Below are 16,928 nucleotides of genomic sequence, written 5' to 3'. Positions count from 1 at the left end.
CCGAATCGCCGCCTATAATAATAACGGCGGTTGTGTTACCTTTGCGCCTCATTTGAGGGACAGCAAAACTTCCCAACGCATGACGTCCAGCGCTCGCTACCTTTTTCTGTTCTTGTTCTGCTTTGGTTTTGGCCTGATTTCCGCACAGGAAGTCAACGATCACGGCACCGCCGCGGATCACGGTACGGCAGGTGACGAAACCGACGTACATCAGAGCTGCGACGCCCACGGCGACGACTACGATCCGGCCGGCGTGATCCTGCACCATATCGCCGACGCCAACGAATTCCACGTTTTTGGCGACGTGTCCATTCCGCTGCCCGTCATCCTGTACGCTCCCGAGCACGGCTGGACGGTCGGACTGAGCAGCATGTTCCACCACGGCGAAACCGCCGTTGATGGTTACGTAATGAACCACGGACGGGTGAACCGCATCGCCGACGCCCGGGCGACCGTACTGGAAGGAGAGCACCCGGTCGAGTGCATTGCCCACCGGCAGGAAACGGTCGACGGGAAGACCAGCGACATCTACTACGCCAAGGTCAACGGCGAGGAGTACCTGCTCGACGCACCTTCCGTCGGCGACGGCGGACTGCTCGGCGGCGGCATCACCAGTTTCTACGACTTCAGCATCACCAAGAACGTCTTTACGATGCTCCTGGCCGCGCTCCTCCTGATCCTTCTGTGGGGGGCGGTAGCGGCGGGCTACCGGAAGAACGAGGGTAAAGCCCCTTCGGGTGTGCAGAGCCTGATGGAGCCCTTCTTCGTGTTCCTGCGCGACGAGATCACTATCCCGATGATCGGGGAGAAGCACTACGAACGGTTTCAGCCCTTCATCATGACGGTGTTCTTCTTCGTCCTCTTCTGTAACCTGCTCGGGCTGGTGCCCATCTTCCCCGGCAGTTCGAACGTAACGGGCAACATCGCCGTGACCATGGCCCTGGCCGTCATCGCGGCCTTCGTGGCCTACTTCCACGGCAATAAGCACTTCTGGGCCCACACGCTGTGGATGCCGGGCGTACCCGCCGCCATCAAGATCTTCATTCTCACGCCGGTCGAGATTCTCGGGCTGGTCATCAAGCCCTTCTCCCTGATGGTACGTCTGTTCGCCAACATTACGGCGGGCCACATCATCATTCTGAGCCTCATCAGCCTCATCTTCATCTTCGGCGCGAACGGAGAGAACGTGGTGGGCGCGGGCGCGGGAGCCGTGGTTGGGGTAGCCTTTACCCTGTTCATGAACTGTATTGAATTGCTGGTTGCCTTCGTGCAGGCCTTCATCTTCGCGATCCTTTCAGCCAGCTACATCGGTGCGGCCGTGGAGGACGCTCACCACCACGACGAACTCGGCCACCACGGCGAGGAGAAGATCGCCGAAGGCGGAGCCATGGGAGGTGCCGTTACCGGTATGCACACCGCCGCAAACTAACTGATAGTAAGAATTTTATTTACCCATAAAATCATTCAACATGGGAGCTCTTGGAGCAGGTATCGCCGCCCTCGGCGCAGGACTTGGAATCGGACTCATCGGTAGCAAAGCCACCGAAAGCATCGCCCGCCAGCCTGAGGCAGCCGCCGATATCCGTAGTGCAATGATCCTTACCGCCGCCTTCGTTGAGGGTGCCGCGCTGTTCGCGATCATCGTAGGTCTTCTGGACAAACTGCTCTAGTCAGCAGTCTGGCCCAGGCCACAACACCAGCCGGTGGCGAACTGCGCTTGGCAGCGCCACCGGCTACTTTCGTCTGATGAATTTGCCTTCGCCAGTACGAAAACCACCGTTCGTCCGACGAATAAATAATATCAACCATGTCCACCCTTTTTCTTGCCGATTTCAGTGTAATCAAACCCGACTTCGGACTGATTTTCTGGACCGTCGTCATCTTCCTCATTCTGTATGCGATCCTGGGTAAGCTCGCCTGGAAACCAATCCAGAAGGCGCTGCGCCGCCGCGACGAGGAAATCCAGACCAGCATCGACGAGGCCAAGCGCGCCCGCGCCGAAATGGAAGCCCAGGCCGCCGACAACCAGCGCCTACTGATGGAGGCCCGCGAGGAGCGTACCCGCATCATCGGGGAGGCCGAGCGCCAGAGCAAGGAGATGGTCGCCGCCGCCAAGAACGAGGCCCGCGAAGCCGCCCAGAAGGTAGCCGCCGACGCCAAGCGCGACATCGAGAATATGCGCAAGGCCGCCATGGTCGACCTGAAGAAGGAAGTAGGAACCATGGCCGTCGAAATCGCCGAAAAGATTCTCCAGAAGGACCTGCGCAGCGACGCCAACCAGGAAGCTTTCGTCCGCGAGCTCGTGAGCGACCTAAACTAAGCCCCGCATGACCAACCCGACGGTAGCGACCCGCTACGCACAATCCCTGATCGAACTGGCCCAGGAGCGCGGCCAGCTCGACCAGATCAAGGCCGATGTGGATTCCATTCTCGCCATGGGAAAGAACCGCGACTTCGCCCTGCTCCTCAGCAGCCCGGTCGTCAATCCCAGCAAGAAACAGGCCATCCTGAGCCAACTCCTCGACAAGGCCGGGGTAGACAAACTCGTGCGCCTCTACGTCAAATTGCTGATCGATAAGGGCCGGGAAGTGGACATGCTCGGCATCCTGAAGGAATTCAACGAGCAGTACAAGAAGATCAAGCACATCTCCACGGTGAAGCTCACCAGCGCCGCGCCGCTCTCCGCCGACACGCTCGCCGCCGTGCGCCAGCAACTCATCGCGAGCGGCAAGACCGAAAGCAAGATCGATATGGAGACCCGCATCGATCCCGACCTCATCGGCGGCTTCGTGCTGGAATTCGACGGGCAGGTCTACGACGCCAGCGTCGCCCACAAGCTCAAGAACATCAAGTCCGAGCTGAGCAAACCCAACCTTTACGTAAACAAAATCACGGACTAGCCGCCGGCCGGTCCTCCCCCCACGGAATCACCCCGCTGGTTCCGACTACAACAATAAGTAATCAATAAGCCATGGCTGACGTAAAACCTGATGAAATCTCCGCAATCCTGAAGCAACAGCTCTCGGGATTCGACACAGCGACCGAACTGGAGGAGTACGGCACCGTCCTTCAGGTAGGTGACGGTATCGCCCGCGTCTACGGTCTCAACAACGCCCAGGCGGGTGAGTTGGTGACCTTCGAGACCGGTACCGAAGCGATCGTACTGAACCTGGAGGAGGACAACGTCGGTGTCGTACTCATGGGCCCCGCCGCAGGCATCCACGAGGGCAGCCGTGTTTCCCGTACCGGCCGGATTGCCTCCATCGAAGTCGGGGAAGGGCTCGTCGGCCGGGTGGTGAACTCCCTCGGTCAGCCCATCGACGGAAAGGGCGACATCACCGGCACCACCTACGAGATGCCGCTGGAGCGCAAGGCCCCCGGCGTCATCTACCGTCAGCCAGTGAACGAGCCCCTGCAAACGGGCGTAAAGGCCATCGATGCCATGATCCCCATCGGCCGCGGCCAGCGGGAGCTGATCATCGGTGACCGCCAGACCGGCAAGTCGGCCATCGCCATCGATACCATCCTTAATCAGAAAGAATTCTACGATCGCGGAGAGCCCGTCTACTGCATCTACGTAGCCTGCGGACAGAAGGCCTCGACGGTCGCCCAGGTAGCTAAGACGCTGGAGGAGAACGGAGCCATGGATTACTCCATCGTCGTTGCGGCCTCCGCCTCCGAGCCCGCACCGCTCCAGTTCTACGCTCCCTTTGCCGGAGCCGCCATCGGCGAGTACTTCCGCGACACCGGTCGTCCCGCCCTCATCATCTACGACGACCTCTCGAAGCAGGCCGTCGCCTACCGTGAGGTATCGCTGCTGCTGCGTCGTCCTCCCGGACGTGAGGCTTACCCCGGTGACGTCTTCTACCTGCACAGCCGCCTCCTGGAGCGCGCCGCTAAGGTGATCAACGACGACACCATCGCGCAGAGCATGAACGACCTTCCGCCCAGCCTGAAGGATGCCGGCATCGTCAAGGGCGGTGGTTCGCTTACGGCCCTACCCATCATCGAAACCCAAGCCGGTGATGTTTCCGCCTACATCCCCACGAACGTGATCTCGATCACCGACGGGCAGATCTTCCTCGAATCCAGCCTCTTCAACAACGGTATCCGCCCGGCCATCAATGTCGGTGTATCCGTATCGCGGGTAGGTGGTTCGGCCCAGATCAAGCCGATGAAGAAGGTATCCGGTACGCTTAAGCTCGACCAGGCTTCCTACCGCGAACTCGAAGCTTTCGCTAAGTTCGGTTCCGACCTGGACGCCTCCACGATGAACATCCTGGAGAAGGGTAAGCGCAACGTAGAGGTCCTGAAGCAACCCCAGTACAGCCCCGTGGCGGTGGAGAAGCAAACGGCCATCATCTACCTCGGTACCAAGAACCTGATGCGCGACGTCCCCGTCGAGCAGATCAAGGATTTCGAAAAACTCTTCCTCGGAGAACTCGGTCGTAAGTACCCCGAAGTTCTGGAAAATTTCCGGGCCAAGAAGTACCAGGACGAAGACCTCCAGAAGCTGGAGTCCCTGGCCGCCGAACTGACCCCCCAGTTTAAGAAGTAACCCCCACCCGCACCATGGCAAACCTCAAGGAAGTACGCGAACGCATCCGCTCGGTAAAGAATACCCAGCAGATCACCAGCGCGATGAAGATGGTATCGGCGGCCAAGCTCCGCCGCGCCCAGCAGGCCATCACCGAACTGCGGCCCTACGCCGATAAGCTCGACGAAATGCTGCGCAACATCCTCACCAACCTCGAGGGAGATGCCGATACGGTGTTCAACAAGGTGCGGCCCGTTACCGGTGCCTGCGTCGTCGTCGTCACCTCCAACCGGGGGCTCGCCGGAGCCTTCAACACGAACGTGATCAAGGCCGCCGAGGCCACCATCCGGCAATTGGGCACGCTGTCCGGCCCGCTCGACATCATCTGCATCGGACGCAAGGGCGCCGAGTACTTCCGTAAGCACTACGGAAAGCGCGACAACGTCAAGGTGGTAACCGACTTCCAGTCCCTGTTCGACGACCTGAGCTTCGATAATACCAAGGAAGTCCCCGAGCTGATCATGCAGCGGTTCAAGTTCGGTCGCTACGATCGCGTATACATCGCCTACGCCCGCTTCAAGAACGCCGCCGTCCAGTACGCCACCAGCGAGCAGTTCCTGCCCGTGGAGGAACAGGTCACCGAGGAAGTGGCGGACGCGAATCGCTCCCACTACCGGGCCGACTACATTTTCGAGCCCGGTAAGGAGGAACTGCTTGCCTACCTGGTACCCAGTATCCTGGAGACCAAGTTCCAGGCAGCCCTGCTCGATACCCACGCTTCCGAGCACGGTGCCCGGATGACGGCCATGGATAAGGCCACCGAGAACGCTCAGGAGCTGCTGCGCGAACTCAAGATCAGCTACAACAAGGCCCGCCAGGAAGCCATCACCAACGAGATCCTCGAGATCGTCGGCGGTGCCGCCGCCCTGGAATCCGCCTAGGCTACCCGCTACGCAGTCGCGCTTCAGTACCGGCCGCGCCACCGCGGCCGCCGGAAGTACCGGAAGCTCAGCCCGAACATCGCCACCCAGTACACGATCTCCACGCTCCACGCGAGGGTAAGATTGCCCCATCCGCTGCGTACTACCACGAAGATGAGCACCATGTAGAGCACGGCGCAGCTGGTCTGGTAGATCAGGGCTTTCTTAGTCTGCCCGGCGCCGATGAGCCCGTTGAAAAAGATACTGCCGAAGCTGAATGTGACCAGAATGCCCAACAGCACCCAGAACACCGGGTACGCTGCTTCGATGAGGTAGGCCCGCCCGTCCCCCAGAATGGGGTAGAGTACCTCCCGCGGAAATAGGATGATCGGCAGGCCCATCATCAGGGTCACCCCCAGGCACATGTAGGCCGTTTTCCAGAGCACGATCTTCACGTTGTACCGCTCCCCCCGACCTACGAAGTAACTCACCAGGGTATTGATGCCCGTAGAGAAGCCCCAGGCGGGGATGGAAAAGATGAGGTAGGCGATGCGCACGATATTGGTCACCGCCAGCGCACGCTCGCCGAAGTTTTCGACCAGGCCGAAGAAGAAAAATGCACTACCCAGTCCCACCACCGACATGGTTACGATGGGTACCGATAAGCCGATGATCTCCCGGATAATTTTACGGTTCCACCCCGGCAGCCGGTTGATTTTGTACACCCGGTTCTTGCGGTCGACGAGCATGTACACCAGAAATATACCCAGGGCTACGTACTCCGAAATCGTACTGGCCAGCCCCGCCCCGGCAATCCCCATCTCCGGAAACCCGTACTTCCCGAAGATCAGAGCGTGATCCAGGAATATGTTGGTGATCGCCAGGATTACGGTATCGACCACGATGAAGACCGGGCGGGCGATTCCGGTGTACAGCGCGATACAGGCAACCCCCAGATAGCTGGCGAAGACCCCCCACTTGCGCGTTTCCAGGTACTCCAGCGACTTATAAAAAATGATGTCGGAATCGACCAGGGAAGCAAACAGCCAGTAAGCGCCGTAGGTCATAAACAGAAAGACGCCCAGGGCCAGGGCCAATTCGAAGTAGACGGTACTGTAGAACGACCGACCCACGGCGGCCGGCTTGCCCTGTCCGGCACAGTGGGCAATCATGATCTGGCCGCCCCGGCTGAACCCGAAGCCGATGGCGGCAACGATGATGTAGAAGGTCGCGACGAAACCGATGGCCGCGAAGTCGTCTTCGCTGCGGTAGTAGAGGAAGACCGAATCGGTCATCGCCACTACGTTCTGGGCCGCGCTACCGATGATGATCGGTATACTAACTTTCCAGATGCTGCGGTATGAGGTACCTAGTTCCAAGGGCGCCAAAGCTACGACAAGCGCCTAGTTACCGGCCCATAATTCGAAGGGCGTAACCGGCAGTCCCTCCTTACTGTAGAGATTCGCGTCGTCCGGATTGCTGGACCAGGCATACCGCACCGCCGTGATCGTACTTCCCGTCGGATTGACCACCGTGATCGTATGGTCCGCGGCGTGCAGGGTGCCCACCGCCCAGTGCCAGTTTCCGTCCTCGGCCCGCACGGCCAGGGCCTTCACCAGCGGGTACCGTTCCCCGGATTCCTTCAGCATCAGGCCCCCGCCTACTTCAGTAAACCGCACGGTGGCTATGGGTCCGTCGACCGTCAGTTCGTCCGCCACCGGGCTACTCGCCTGTACTCCCTTGCCGTATATGTTCTTCAGGGCGTGCAGGGATAATCGACGACCGACCTCCCACTTGTTTTTGGGATGAATGTCGCCGGCCTCCCCAATGTCTAAAATGACGGCCTGCCCCGTCCAGGGTACGTCAAGGGCAGCCGTTTGGCTGCTGCGTAGGATGGCCCATCCCGGCTCGTCGGGCCCCACGGGCGGCGCCTGGAAGTTCGCCAGTTGCACCCAGTAGAAGGGAAGTTCCGGCCGTTCGAAACGTTCGCGCCAGGACCGCACCAGGGTACGCATCCGGTCGGCGTAGGCCACCGCGTCGTCCGGTCCGGCGTTCGACTCTCCCTGGTACCAGAGCACGCCGGAGAGCGGCAGGTTGCGCAGGGGAGCGATCATGGCGTTGTACAGCAGGGTAGGGGTCTGGTTGGCCTGACTGGCCGCGGCGGTCGACATCTCCCCGATACGGTAGTGAAAGGTGCCGGCCAGGGCCACCTTCCCGGCGGAGGTTGCGAGGTACATGGCTTCCGGCGATCCCGTAAACCCTCCGCCACCGCCACCGTCGGTCACCCGCACCGCCAGACTGTTCCGCCCCGCCCGCAGCACCCCCGCGGGGACCGCGTATTCCCGGTGCTCGGCGTAGGCATTCGGCGTCTCGCCTACCTGCTGGCCGTTGATGTAGGTCAGGTCCCCGTCGTCGATGGGTCCGAGGTACAGAGTAGCCTCTCCCCGGGCCTGCGCCTCCGTGAGGTCGAAGGTCCGGCGGTAGTAGAACACCCCGTCGACGTTCGCGTAGCCACGACTTTCCCACACGCCGGGTACCTCTACCGTAGCCCAGTCAGTGAGGGGAATTTCGTCACCGAGGTAGCCCATCTCCCGTCCGCGATCCTCGGTGGGTGGCATCGCGCCGGCAAATTCTTTAGCGTAAAATTCGGAGGCTTGTCGGGTAACCCGCTCGTGCTCGGCCCGGCGGTTCTCGGTGATCTGCTGCATGTCGACCCCGAGTTTCTCGGCACTGATCCACGGCTCGATCCGGCTACCCCCCCAACTGGAGTGGACCAGTCCGATGGGAACCTCCACGCCTCCATCCCGTAGATAGTGAGCGAAGTAAGCACCCACCCCGCTGAAGTCGGCGATCTCCCGGGTCACCCCCGGCCGCCAGCCTTCGTCCAGTTCCACGTGATCCTGCGGCGCCTCGGCATGGGTTTTGGCGACGAGCACCTGCCGGATGAGGGGATCCGCGATGGCCCGGGCGCGACTACTGTCGGGATCGGAGTTCGCCAGCTTCCATTCCATATTCGACTGGCCGGAGAGCAGGTATACGTCCCCGAAATAAATGTCTTGAAGCTCAATACTCTTGCGTCCGGTGGAGATTGACAGCGTATGGGGTCCGCCGGCGGGCACGGGGGGCAGCGTAGCCGACCAGTTGCCGTCCCGGTCCGTTTTTACCTTCACGGACTTACCGGCGATGGAGACTGTTACCGTCCGGCCCCTGCGGCCCCACCCCCAGATGGGGTGTTCTACGTCCCGTTGCAGTACGGCGTGGTCGGTGAACAGTTCGAAGACGGCAAGGTCCTGGGCGGCGAGCGCGGGAGCCAGGCAGAGCAGGAAAAAGCAAAGGATTTGGGTGCGCACGATCGGGGGTTTGACCGGGAATATCGCAATTATTCTCCGGTCCAGATTCGCCAGCTGGCTTCCGCCTGTTTGTATAGCATTCCCAGGCCGTTCGCCGCTCCCGCGCCCGCGCCCCGGGCCGTCCGCAAAAACTTCGTCTCGGCCGGGTTATACACCAGATCGTAGCAAAAATGACGCGGGGTCAGGTGATCGTAAGGCAGGGGAGGAGCGGTATCCACTTGTGGACTCATCCCCAGGGGCGTCGTATTTACGATGAGGTGGCAGGCGCGCAGGGAATCCGCCGTGAGCTCGTCGTACACCACACGGCCCTCACCGCGGCGCCGACTGACGTAGGTCACCCGGACACCCAGGCTTCGCAGGGCTTCGCGTACCGCGAGAGAGGCACCCCCGGTCCCGAGGATGAGTGCCTGCCGCCCCGCAAGATCCCGTTCGTAACCCTGGGCGGTCATCTGCTCGAGGAGATCCTCCCGAAAGCCGGTGAAATCGGTGTTGTATCCCTTCAGGCGACCGTTGCGCACGACGATGGTGTTGACGGCACCGATCCGCTCGGCTACCGGATCCAGCTCGTCCATCAGCGTCATTACGTTGCGCTTGTGCGGGATAGTCACGTTACAACCCAGTAGATCAGGATACTCCTCCAGCTTTTGCTTTAATTGATTAACGTCGGCCAACTCAAAGTTCACGTACTGGTGGCTACCGCTCAGACCGAGCTCGGCGAATTTCTCCGTGAAGTAGCCCTTACTGAAGGAGTGGGAGAGAGGATAGCCGAGCAGGGCGAAGGTGGGCATGCGAAACGATTGATCAGGGGGTGGTTTGCTCCTTGCGTTCGGTGGCAGTGGCTTCCAGCAGGAATACAACGGCCAGACCGGCCAGCACCGCGAGAACGACGGCAATAACGTAGGGTTCTCCCCCCAGGTAGTGGGCGGGCAGCACGTTGGCTTCGAGCACCGGGACCACTTCTCCGCTGCTGTTGGTGCGCGTGGTGATGGCGTTGCGCCAGGGCCACAATTTATTGAGCGAGCCGATCATGAAGCCCGTGAGGAGGGCGAAGGTCCGGTTGGGGTAGGTCTTGAAGGTCCAGGTAAGCAATTTGGCGAAGAGGGCCAGCCCCACCAGGCAGCCCGCCGCGAAGCAGGCCACGATGAGGAGTGCGCCGTCCTGTCCCGTCGTCAGTCCCTGCACTGCCCCGAACACCACGGTGTACATCCCCAGCAGGACCAGGATGAAGCTGCCCGACACACCGGGAAGAATGAGGGCCGAAATAGCGATCATCCCGGAGAAAAACACGAGTAGGGGAGAGGTGCTCCCGGCCAGGGGATTGATGGTCGTGAGCATATAGGCGACCACCGCCCCGACAATCAGAAAGGTGACGGTCGAGGAGCGCCAACCCTGAATTTGCCGACCGACGTAGATCGCCGAACTGATGATGAGGCCGAAGAAGAATCCCCAGACCACCGTTGGATAATGCTCCAGCAGATAGGTGATTACCTTCACCGCGAAGGCCAGGCCGATCAGCATCCCCCCGAACAGTTGCAACAGGAAGCCCCCGTCGGCCGCGTGCCAGGCCGGCCGAAAACCCTCCCGCCGGAAGGTGCCGGCCACCCGCGTACCCAGTATGGCCCCGATGGCGGTCAGCAGGCGCTCGTATATACCGGTTATAAAGGCGATGGTACCGCCACTGACACCGGGTATGGCCTCGGCAATGCCCATGGCCATCCCCTTCAGGATTAGACTGATCTTCATCTACCGGGCGGGTTTTACGCTGTTGTACATCGTTTCCACTTCGGGTAGCGTAAATACGCCGTCGAAGGAGTTCTGAAACACGATCTCCCGGTCGCCGCGGTAGACGATGTAGCGGAAGCCGTAGGCGGAAATGCTGTCGATCTTGTTTTCGAACACGAAGCCCTGGGGCTCCTCCGTGACGATCCGCTCGAAGTAGCGGTTGTCGCGCACCAATTCCAGTTCCTCGGCCTTCAGGCGAGCCATATCGTTGGTGGCGGCGGTACTGGCCAGAATTTGTACGGCGAAGCGATCGGCGGGACTTTTGACCGTGATATCATCGATCACGCCGGAGAGGGTGCCGGAAACCACCTTCGCACTGTCGGGTGCCTGAATGGTGACGGGAATATTATAGGCCGTAAGATCGAGGTCGCGGTAACCGCTGCGACCGTCGTTTCCGCAGGCGGAGATGATGAATAGGGTGATTAAAAGTAGGGGCAGACGCATCCGGAGAAGTTTAGCGCGCAAAGATACCCCGCCGCCCGTAACCCTTCATCGGTAAGCACTTGCCATAACAACATTTTGTTGTTCCATTCGGGTGCCATAGCTTTGTCGCATAATGATGAATTCCACCTTCTATTTCTGGTTTAGCTTTTACTGCCTACGCGAGTAGGGGGGCGCTGAACACACGAAACAGAAGTAACAGCACGAGCGGTCCCCCACTGATGGGTACCGCTTTTTTATTTTAATCCTTCCATGCCTCCAGCTACCGCAACCCAGCAAATCCGCGTCAGTATCCAGGGCTACGCCGGAGCTTTTCACGAAGCCGCCGCCCGGGAACATTACCGCGACCGCGAGGTCGTAACGGTACCCGGCCACACCTTCGCCGACGTGATCGGACAGGTCGAAAGCGGGGAATCCGACGTGGCCCTCATGGCCATCGAGAACACCCTGGCCGGTAGCCTGATGGCCAATTACGATCTGCTCCACCGATCCAATGTCCGCATCACGGGAGAAGTCTACTTACGCATCCGCCAAAACCTGATGGCACTGCCCGGCGTGCGCATCGACGAACTGCGGGAAGTCTATTCCCACCCCATCGCCCTGGTACAGGTGCGGGAATTCTTCAAGGCCTGGCCGAAGATCAGACTCGTGGAATCGGTCGATACGGCCCTCAGCGCCCTCCACGTCCGGGAAAGTAACGACCGCACCCGCGGAGCGGTAGCCCACACCCTGGCCGCCCGCCTCTACGGACTGGAAATCCTGGCGAGCGGCATCGAGACCAATAAGCTCAACCATACCCGCTTCCTCGTCCTGGAGCGCGGCCGCGAAACGCAGCAGGATGAGGGTAACAAGGTAAGTATGAGCTTCTCGGTAAGCCACGAGGCCGGTAGTCTGTCCCGCGTGCTCATGGTGCTGGATGCCTACAAGATCAACCTGACCAAAATCCAGAGTGCCCCCATCGTCGGTCGCCCCTGGCAGTACCGCTTCTACGTCGATTTCCTGCTCAACGGCTCGATTACCCTGACCGAAGCTCTCGCCGGAATCCGCCCGATCACCAAGGAACTACGCATCCAGGGAGTATACCCGGCCGGCGAAAAACCCTGATTCCCATGAAAGATACCGCACCCCCCCCGGCCGTACGCCCCGTGATCCCGGTCAGCGACCGACTAGGCGACACCCAGGAATACTACTTCAGCACCAAACTGCGGGAGATCGCCGCGCTGCGCGCCGCCGGTAAGGACATCCTCAACTTAGGCATCGGGAGCCCCGACCTGCCCCCGGCACCGCAGGTGATCGCCGCCCTAACCGAAAGCGCGCACCGCCCGGACAGCCACGGTTACCAGCCCTACGTCGGCACTCCGGAGCTGCGCGCCGCCTTTGCCCGTTGGTACGCTAACTATTTCGGCGTTCCCCTCGACCCCGCCACCGAACTCCTCCCGCTGATGGGCAGCAAGGAGGGTATCATGCACATCAGCATGGCCTTCCTCAATCCCGGCGATGAGGTGCTGGTCCCCAATCCCGGATACCCGACGTACCGGTCGGCCACCGAGCTCGCCGGTGGGGTAGTGCGCGACTACCCGCTCAACGAAGCCGGCGGCTGGCTGCCCGATCTGGAGGCGCTGGAAGCCGCCGGCCTCGAGCGCGTCAAGATCATGTGGATCAACTATCCGCACATGCCGACCGGTGCCACGGCCCCCCCCGAATTCTTCGGCCGGCTCGTGGACTTCGCCCGCCGCAACGGGATCCTGTTGGTCAACGATAACCCTTACGCGTTCATTCTCACGGATTCCGTGCAGAGTATCCTCTCCGTGCCCGGAGCCCGGGCGGTAGCCCTGGAGCTTTCCAGCCTGAGCAAGGCGCAGAACATGGCCGGTTGGCGCGTCGGCGTGCTGGCGGGCGCGGAAGCTTACCTGCGGACCGTACTCCGGTTCAAGTCCAATATGGACAGCGGCATGTTCCTGCCCGTACAGCGGGCCGCGACGGTCGCCCTGGGCCTCGACCGGGACTGGTACGACGGACTGAACGACACCTACCGCGACCGTCAGGCCGCAGCCTTCCGAATCATGGACGTCCTGGGCTGTACCTACGACCGGCAACAGGTCGGGCTGTTCGTCTGGGCCAAATGCGCCGGCTCTTCCGATGGATACGGGACCTGCGACCGCGCCCTCTACGACCACGACGTTTTCATCACGCCGGGAGGCATCTTCGGTTCCGCCGGAGAAGCTTACGTACGCATCAGTTTGTGCAGCCCCGTAGCGGTACTGGAGGAAGCCCTGCGGCGACTTTCGCCCCGGAGTGCCGTATCCGGCGATGTCTCCAAAAGCGAGCGATCATGGTAGTCGGCATTATCGGAATCGGCCTGATCGGCGGATCGTTGGCCATCAGCCTGAAGGAGAGCGGACTGGCCAGCCGGGTGATCGGCATGGACGCCAGTCAGCATAATCTGGACAAGGCGGTACGCCGGCGGCTCATCGACGACGATATGCCCCTGGAAGCCGGCGTCGCGGAGGCCGATCTCCTCGTACTGGCAACGCCCATGGACGCCATGCTGACCCTGCTCCCCCGATTGCTGGACCGCATCCGGCCGGATCAGACGCTGGTAGACGTGGGCTCCACGAAGGAGAGTCTCCTCGACGGGGTATGCGGCCACCCGAACCGCGGACGCTTCGTGGCCTGTCACCCGATGGCGGGCACGGAGTTCAGTGGGCCGGAAGCTGCGGTACCCAATCTGTTCGCCGGCAAAACCTGTGTCATTGTAGACGCTCAGGACAGTGATCCGGACGCCGTGGATACGGCCAAGCGGGTGTTCAGTTGCGCGGGCATGAACTTCACCCACCTCGATCGATCGGCCCACGACCTGCACTGCGCTTACGTCAGTCACATATCCCACATCGCCAGTTTCGCGCTGGCCCTGACCGTGCTCGAAAAGGAGAAGGACGAGCAGCGCATTTTCGAGCTCGCGAGTTCCGGCTTCGGTTCCACGGTGCGGCTGGCGAAGAGCTCCCCCGATATGTGGGTGCCGATCTTTCGGCAAAATCGCGACTACGTACTCGACGTACTCGACGAACACATCGAGCAACTCGCCCGCTTCCGCACCCAGCTCATTAAACGTGACTTCGACGGCTTCTACGAACGCATCCGTCGCGCCAACCAAATCGAAAAGATCCTCAAGTAACTTTGAACTATTCCTGCCGGAAGCTCAGGCTACACTACTCAAAATCAGTAAAATAACTCTACCATGGAAATGAATATCAAACAGGTCATCCCGCCTACACCCGGACGGGGTATCGTGATCGCCGGACCTTGCAGCGCGGAAACCGAAGGGCAGGTCATGCAGTGCGCCAAGGACCTGGCCAAACTCAATCAGGTCGATCTGTTCCGCTCCGGGATCTGGAAACCCCGCACGCGTCCCGGCAGCTTCGAGGGCGTCGGCACCGAAGGACTCTCCTGGCTCAAGCGGGTAAAGGAAGAAACCGGACTGAAGACAACGACCGAGGTAGCCAAGGCCAGTCACGTATACGACTGTCTCAAGGCCGGTATCGACGTCCTCTGGATCGGCGCCCGCACCACGGTGAATCCCTTCAGCGTGCAGGAAGTGGCGGACGCCCTGAACGGAGCCGACGTGCCCGTTCTCATCAAAAATCCCATCAACCCCGATCTCGGACTCTGGATCGGCGCCGTCGAACGGATCTACAAGGCCGGTATCACGCGCATTGGCCTGATTCACCGCGGTTTTAGCTACCACGGGGAAACCATTTACCGCAACGTACCGCGCTGGCAGATGGCCATCGACATGAAGCGCCGCTTCCCCGATCTGCAAATGGTAGTCGACAACAGCCACATCTGCGGGAACCGCCACATGCTCGCTGAAGTCGCTCAGGAAGCCCTGAATCTCAAGTACGACGGTCTGATGACGGAAGTCCACCCCCGTCCCGACGAAGCCTGGTCCGATGCCTCCCAGCAGATCACCCCCCAGGTTTTCGGCGAACTTCTCCAGAACCTCCGCCTGCGCAAACCCACCGTCGACGAGATGGAAATGGAACCGCTCACCGAGCTCCGCCGGCAAATCGACGAGATCGACAGCGACCTGATCGGCATGATCGGCCGCCGCATGAAGTTGTCCGACCAGATCGGGGAGTTCAAAGCCGAACGTAACATCGCCGTCCTGCAGGAAAACCGCTGGGAAGCCATCCTTCAGGAAGCCTCCCGCGCCGGAAAAGCCCACGGACTCAGCGAAGCCTTCATGGAGAGATACCTACGGGCCATTCACCAGGAAAGCATCGATCATCAGGACGCGATCGTGAATAAGGTTAGGTAGCAATGTGGTAGTATGGTAGAGTGGTAGGGTGGTAATATGGTAGGGTGGTAGTATGGTACCACATTACCACCCTACCATACTACCACCCTACCACCCTACCACCCTACCACTACTCCACTACATCCGCTTCCATCACCTCCGGCTCACCTTTCCAGTACCGCTTGATCTGACTGTGAAAGGCGGCGTGCTCGTCATCGGCGACGTGTTGCTCGAAGTGTTCGTAGGTTTCCCAGCACTCCATCGTGGCGAACTTGGCGGGATTTTCCCGATCACGGATCAGGTAGAAGAATCGGCACCCGGGCTTATCCCGACTGGCTGCGGCGTGGGCGGCAAACGTAGGGGCGAACTCATCCGGCTGGTTCAGTTCAAACTGGGCGATAAGGTACAGGGGCTTAGACATAAGGCAACGTTTCCCACCTAACCCGGCCCCCCGACTCAGGTTCAACATCCACTCACCCAACCCCTCTACACATTAAACCTAAAGTGCATCACGTCACCGTCCTGCACCACGTATTCCTTACCCTCCACGTTTAGTTTTCCGTTGTCGCGTGCCGCCGCTTCGGAACCGTAGGTGACGTAGTCCGCGTAGTGAATGACCTCGGCGCGAATGAAGCCCTTCTCAAAGTCGGTGTGGATGACCCCGGCGGCTCCGGGTGCTTTCGTGCCGCGGTGAATCGTCCAGGCGCGTACCTCCTTTTCGCCCGCCGTGAAGTAGGTGATCAGGTCGAGTAGCTCGTAGCTGGCCCGGATGACCTTGTTGACGCCCGGTTCGGTGAGCCCCATCTCCTCGATGAATTCAGCCCGCTCCTCCCGGGTTTCCAGTTCGGCAATGTCGGCCTCGATGCCCGCGGAGATCAGGATGACTTCGGCGTTTTCCCCGGCCACGGCCTCGCGGAAGGCGGCGGTGTGGGCGTTGCCCTCCTCGATGCTGTCGATGTCGACGTTGCAGACGTATAGAATGGGCTTGGCGGTCAGCAGCAGCAGTTCCTTCACGACTTGCTCCCCGTCCTCCGTGGTTTCGAAACTGCGGGCGGGCTTTTCGCTTTCCAGGTGGGCCAGCAGGGCTTCCCCCACGTCGACGACGCGGCGGGCTTCCTTGTCGCCACTCTTGGCAGTCCGGCGGAACTTATCTACTTTCTTCTCGACGGTCTCGATGTCCTTAAGGATCAGTTCGGTGTCTATGATCATCTTGTCGCGCACCGGATCCACGTTGCCGTCTACGTGCACGACGTTGTCGTCCTCGAAGCAGCGTACGACGTGCAGGATGGCGTCGGTCTCGCGGATGTTGCCCAGGAACTGGTTACCCAGGCCCTCGCCCTTGCTCGCGCCCTTGATGAGGCCGGCGATATCTACGATATCGACGGTGGTGGGGATGACCTTCTGCGGATTGACGAGCTCTTCCAGCTTATCCAGTCGGGGATTGGGGACGGTGATGACGCCCAGGTTCGGATCTTTCGTCGCGAAGGGGTAGTTGGCCGCGAGTGCCTTGGCCGATGTCAGCGCATTGAACAGCGTTGATTTGCCCACGTTCGGCAGGCCCACGATGCCACACTTAAGTCCCATATCTTCTCAGGTTTTGC

The 16,928-nt window shown here is 60.6% G+C and carries 17 protein-coding genes; 10 read left to right on the top strand and 7 right to left on the bottom strand.

The genetic code is table 11. From position 1 onward, the window contains the following. Positions 1-79: 79 nt before the first annotated feature. The 6 genes from atpB (at position 80) to atpG (ending at position 5,478) form a co-directional block, all read left to right on the top strand. On the top strand, positions 80-1,429 hold the full coding sequence (atpB, locus tag NMA52_RS16535; protein ID WP_254828816.1) for a F0F1 ATP synthase subunit A: 1,350 nt from the start codon (positions 80-82) through the stop codon (positions 1,427-1,429). Positions 1,430-1,469: 40 nt separating this feature from the next. Then, positions 1,470-1,670 carry an ATP synthase F0 subunit C gene (gene atpE, locus NMA52_RS16530; RefSeq protein ID WP_116105365.1) on the top strand — a complete coding sequence of 67 codons (201 nt, stop codon included), beginning with the start codon at positions 1,470-1,472 and terminating at the stop codon, positions 1,668-1,670. 137 nt (positions 1,671-1,807) lie between these two features. Continuing rightward, positions 1,808-2,320 carry a F0F1 ATP synthase subunit B gene (atpF, locus tag NMA52_RS16525; protein ID WP_254828815.1) on the top strand — a complete coding sequence of 171 codons (513 nt, stop codon included), beginning with the start codon at positions 1,808-1,810 and terminating at the stop codon, positions 2,318-2,320. A 7-nt stretch (positions 2,321-2,327) separates the two neighbouring features. After that, positions 2,328-2,900 carry an ATP synthase F1 subunit delta gene (gene atpH, locus NMA52_RS16520; RefSeq protein WP_254828814.1) on the top strand — a complete coding sequence of 191 codons (573 nt, stop codon included), beginning with the start codon at positions 2,328-2,330 and terminating at the stop codon, positions 2,898-2,900. Positions 2,901-2,971: 71 nt separating this feature from the next. Continuing rightward, a complete protein-coding gene (gene atpA, locus NMA52_RS16515; protein WP_254828813.1) occupies positions 2,972-4,558 on the top strand; it encodes a F0F1 ATP synthase subunit alpha in 1,587 nt (528 codons plus the stop codon). A gap of 14 nt (positions 4,559-4,572) precedes the next feature. After that, positions 4,573-5,478 carry an ATP synthase F1 subunit gamma gene (gene atpG, locus NMA52_RS16510; protein ID WP_254828812.1) on the top strand — a complete coding sequence of 302 codons (906 nt, stop codon included), beginning with the start codon at positions 4,573-4,575 and terminating at the stop codon, positions 5,476-5,478. Between the two features lie 23 nt (positions 5,479-5,501). Here the strand turns inward: atpG and NMA52_RS16505 are convergent, their stop codons facing one another. The 5 genes from NMA52_RS16505 to NMA52_RS16485 are packed head-to-tail and all read right to left on the bottom strand — an operon-like array spanning position 5,502 to position 11,033. Further along, the gene (locus tag NMA52_RS16505) at positions 5,502-6,836 is read right to left on the bottom strand and encodes an MATE family efflux transporter (RefSeq protein ID WP_254828811.1); all 1,335 of its coding nucleotides are present in this window, start codon (positions 6,834-6,836) and stop codon (positions 5,502-5,504) included. A 24-nt stretch (positions 6,837-6,860) separates the two neighbouring features. Further along, on the bottom strand, positions 6,861-8,807 hold the full coding sequence (locus NMA52_RS16500) for a sialate O-acetylesterase (RefSeq protein WP_254828810.1): 1,947 nt from the start codon (positions 8,805-8,807) through the stop codon (positions 6,861-6,863). Between the two features lie 29 nt (positions 8,808-8,836). After that, positions 8,837-9,595, bottom strand: coding sequence for a shikimate dehydrogenase (locus NMA52_RS16495; protein ID WP_254828809.1), 759 nt, complete (start codon positions 9,593-9,595; stop codon positions 8,837-8,839). 13 nt (positions 9,596-9,608) lie between these two features. Further along, positions 9,609-10,550, bottom strand: coding sequence for a DUF368 domain-containing protein (locus tag NMA52_RS16490; RefSeq protein ID WP_254828808.1), 942 nt, complete (start codon positions 10,548-10,550; stop codon positions 9,609-9,611). Beyond that, positions 10,551-11,033 (bottom strand): hypothetical protein, encoded by a 483-nt coding sequence (locus tag NMA52_RS16485; protein ID WP_254828807.1) that lies wholly within the window; start codon positions 11,031-11,033, stop codon positions 10,551-10,553. Between the two features lie 249 nt (positions 11,034-11,282). On the opposite strand from NMA52_RS16485, the gene NMA52_RS16480 reads away from it, so the two are divergent. The 4 genes from NMA52_RS16480 to NMA52_RS16465 all read left to right on the top strand — a co-directional run bounded on the left by NMA52_RS16480 (position 11,283) and on the right by NMA52_RS16465 (position 15,348). Then, positions 11,283-12,134: a prephenate dehydratase gene (locus tag NMA52_RS16480; protein WP_254828806.1), complete on the top strand. Its 852-nt coding sequence runs from the start codon at positions 11,283-11,285 to the stop codon at positions 12,132-12,134. A 5-nt stretch (positions 12,135-12,139) separates the two neighbouring features. After that, complete coding sequence (locus tag NMA52_RS16475) at positions 12,140-13,369, top strand: pyridoxal phosphate-dependent aminotransferase (RefSeq protein WP_254828805.1); 1,230 nt, start codon at positions 12,140-12,142, stop codon at positions 13,367-13,369. Next, entirely contained in the window at positions 13,363-14,205 is an 843-nt protein-coding gene (locus tag NMA52_RS16470) for a prephenate dehydrogenase (RefSeq protein WP_254828804.1), read from the top strand. Before NMA52_RS16475 ends, NMA52_RS16470 begins: the two co-directional genes overlap by 7 nt. 63 nt (positions 14,206-14,268) lie before the next feature. Next, the gene (locus NMA52_RS16465) at positions 14,269-15,348 is read left to right on the top strand and encodes a chorismate mutase (RefSeq protein ID WP_254828803.1); all 1,080 of its coding nucleotides are present in this window, start codon (positions 14,269-14,271) and stop codon (positions 15,346-15,348) included. Between the two features lie 109 nt (positions 15,349-15,457). Here the strand turns inward: NMA52_RS16465 and NMA52_RS16460 are convergent, their stop codons facing one another. Continuing rightward, positions 15,458-15,748, bottom strand: a complete 291-nt coding sequence (locus NMA52_RS16460; protein WP_254828802.1) for a putative quinol monooxygenase — start codon at positions 15,746-15,748, stop codon at positions 15,458-15,460. Positions 15,749-15,813: 65 nt separating this feature from the next. Continuing rightward, a complete protein-coding gene (gene ychF, locus NMA52_RS16455) occupies positions 15,814-16,911 on the bottom strand; it encodes a redox-regulated ATPase YchF (protein ID WP_254828801.1) in 1,098 nt (365 codons plus the stop codon). Positions 16,912-16,928: the final 17 nt, after the last annotated feature.

The sequence above is a fragment of the Lewinella sp. JB7 genome (assembly GCF_024297185.1).
Lineage (GTDB): Bacteria > Bacteroidota > Bacteroidia > Chitinophagales > Saprospiraceae > Neolewinella.
Note: the sequence above shows the minus strand (reverse complement) of the source record. Positions and strands in the feature narration are given on the sequence as shown.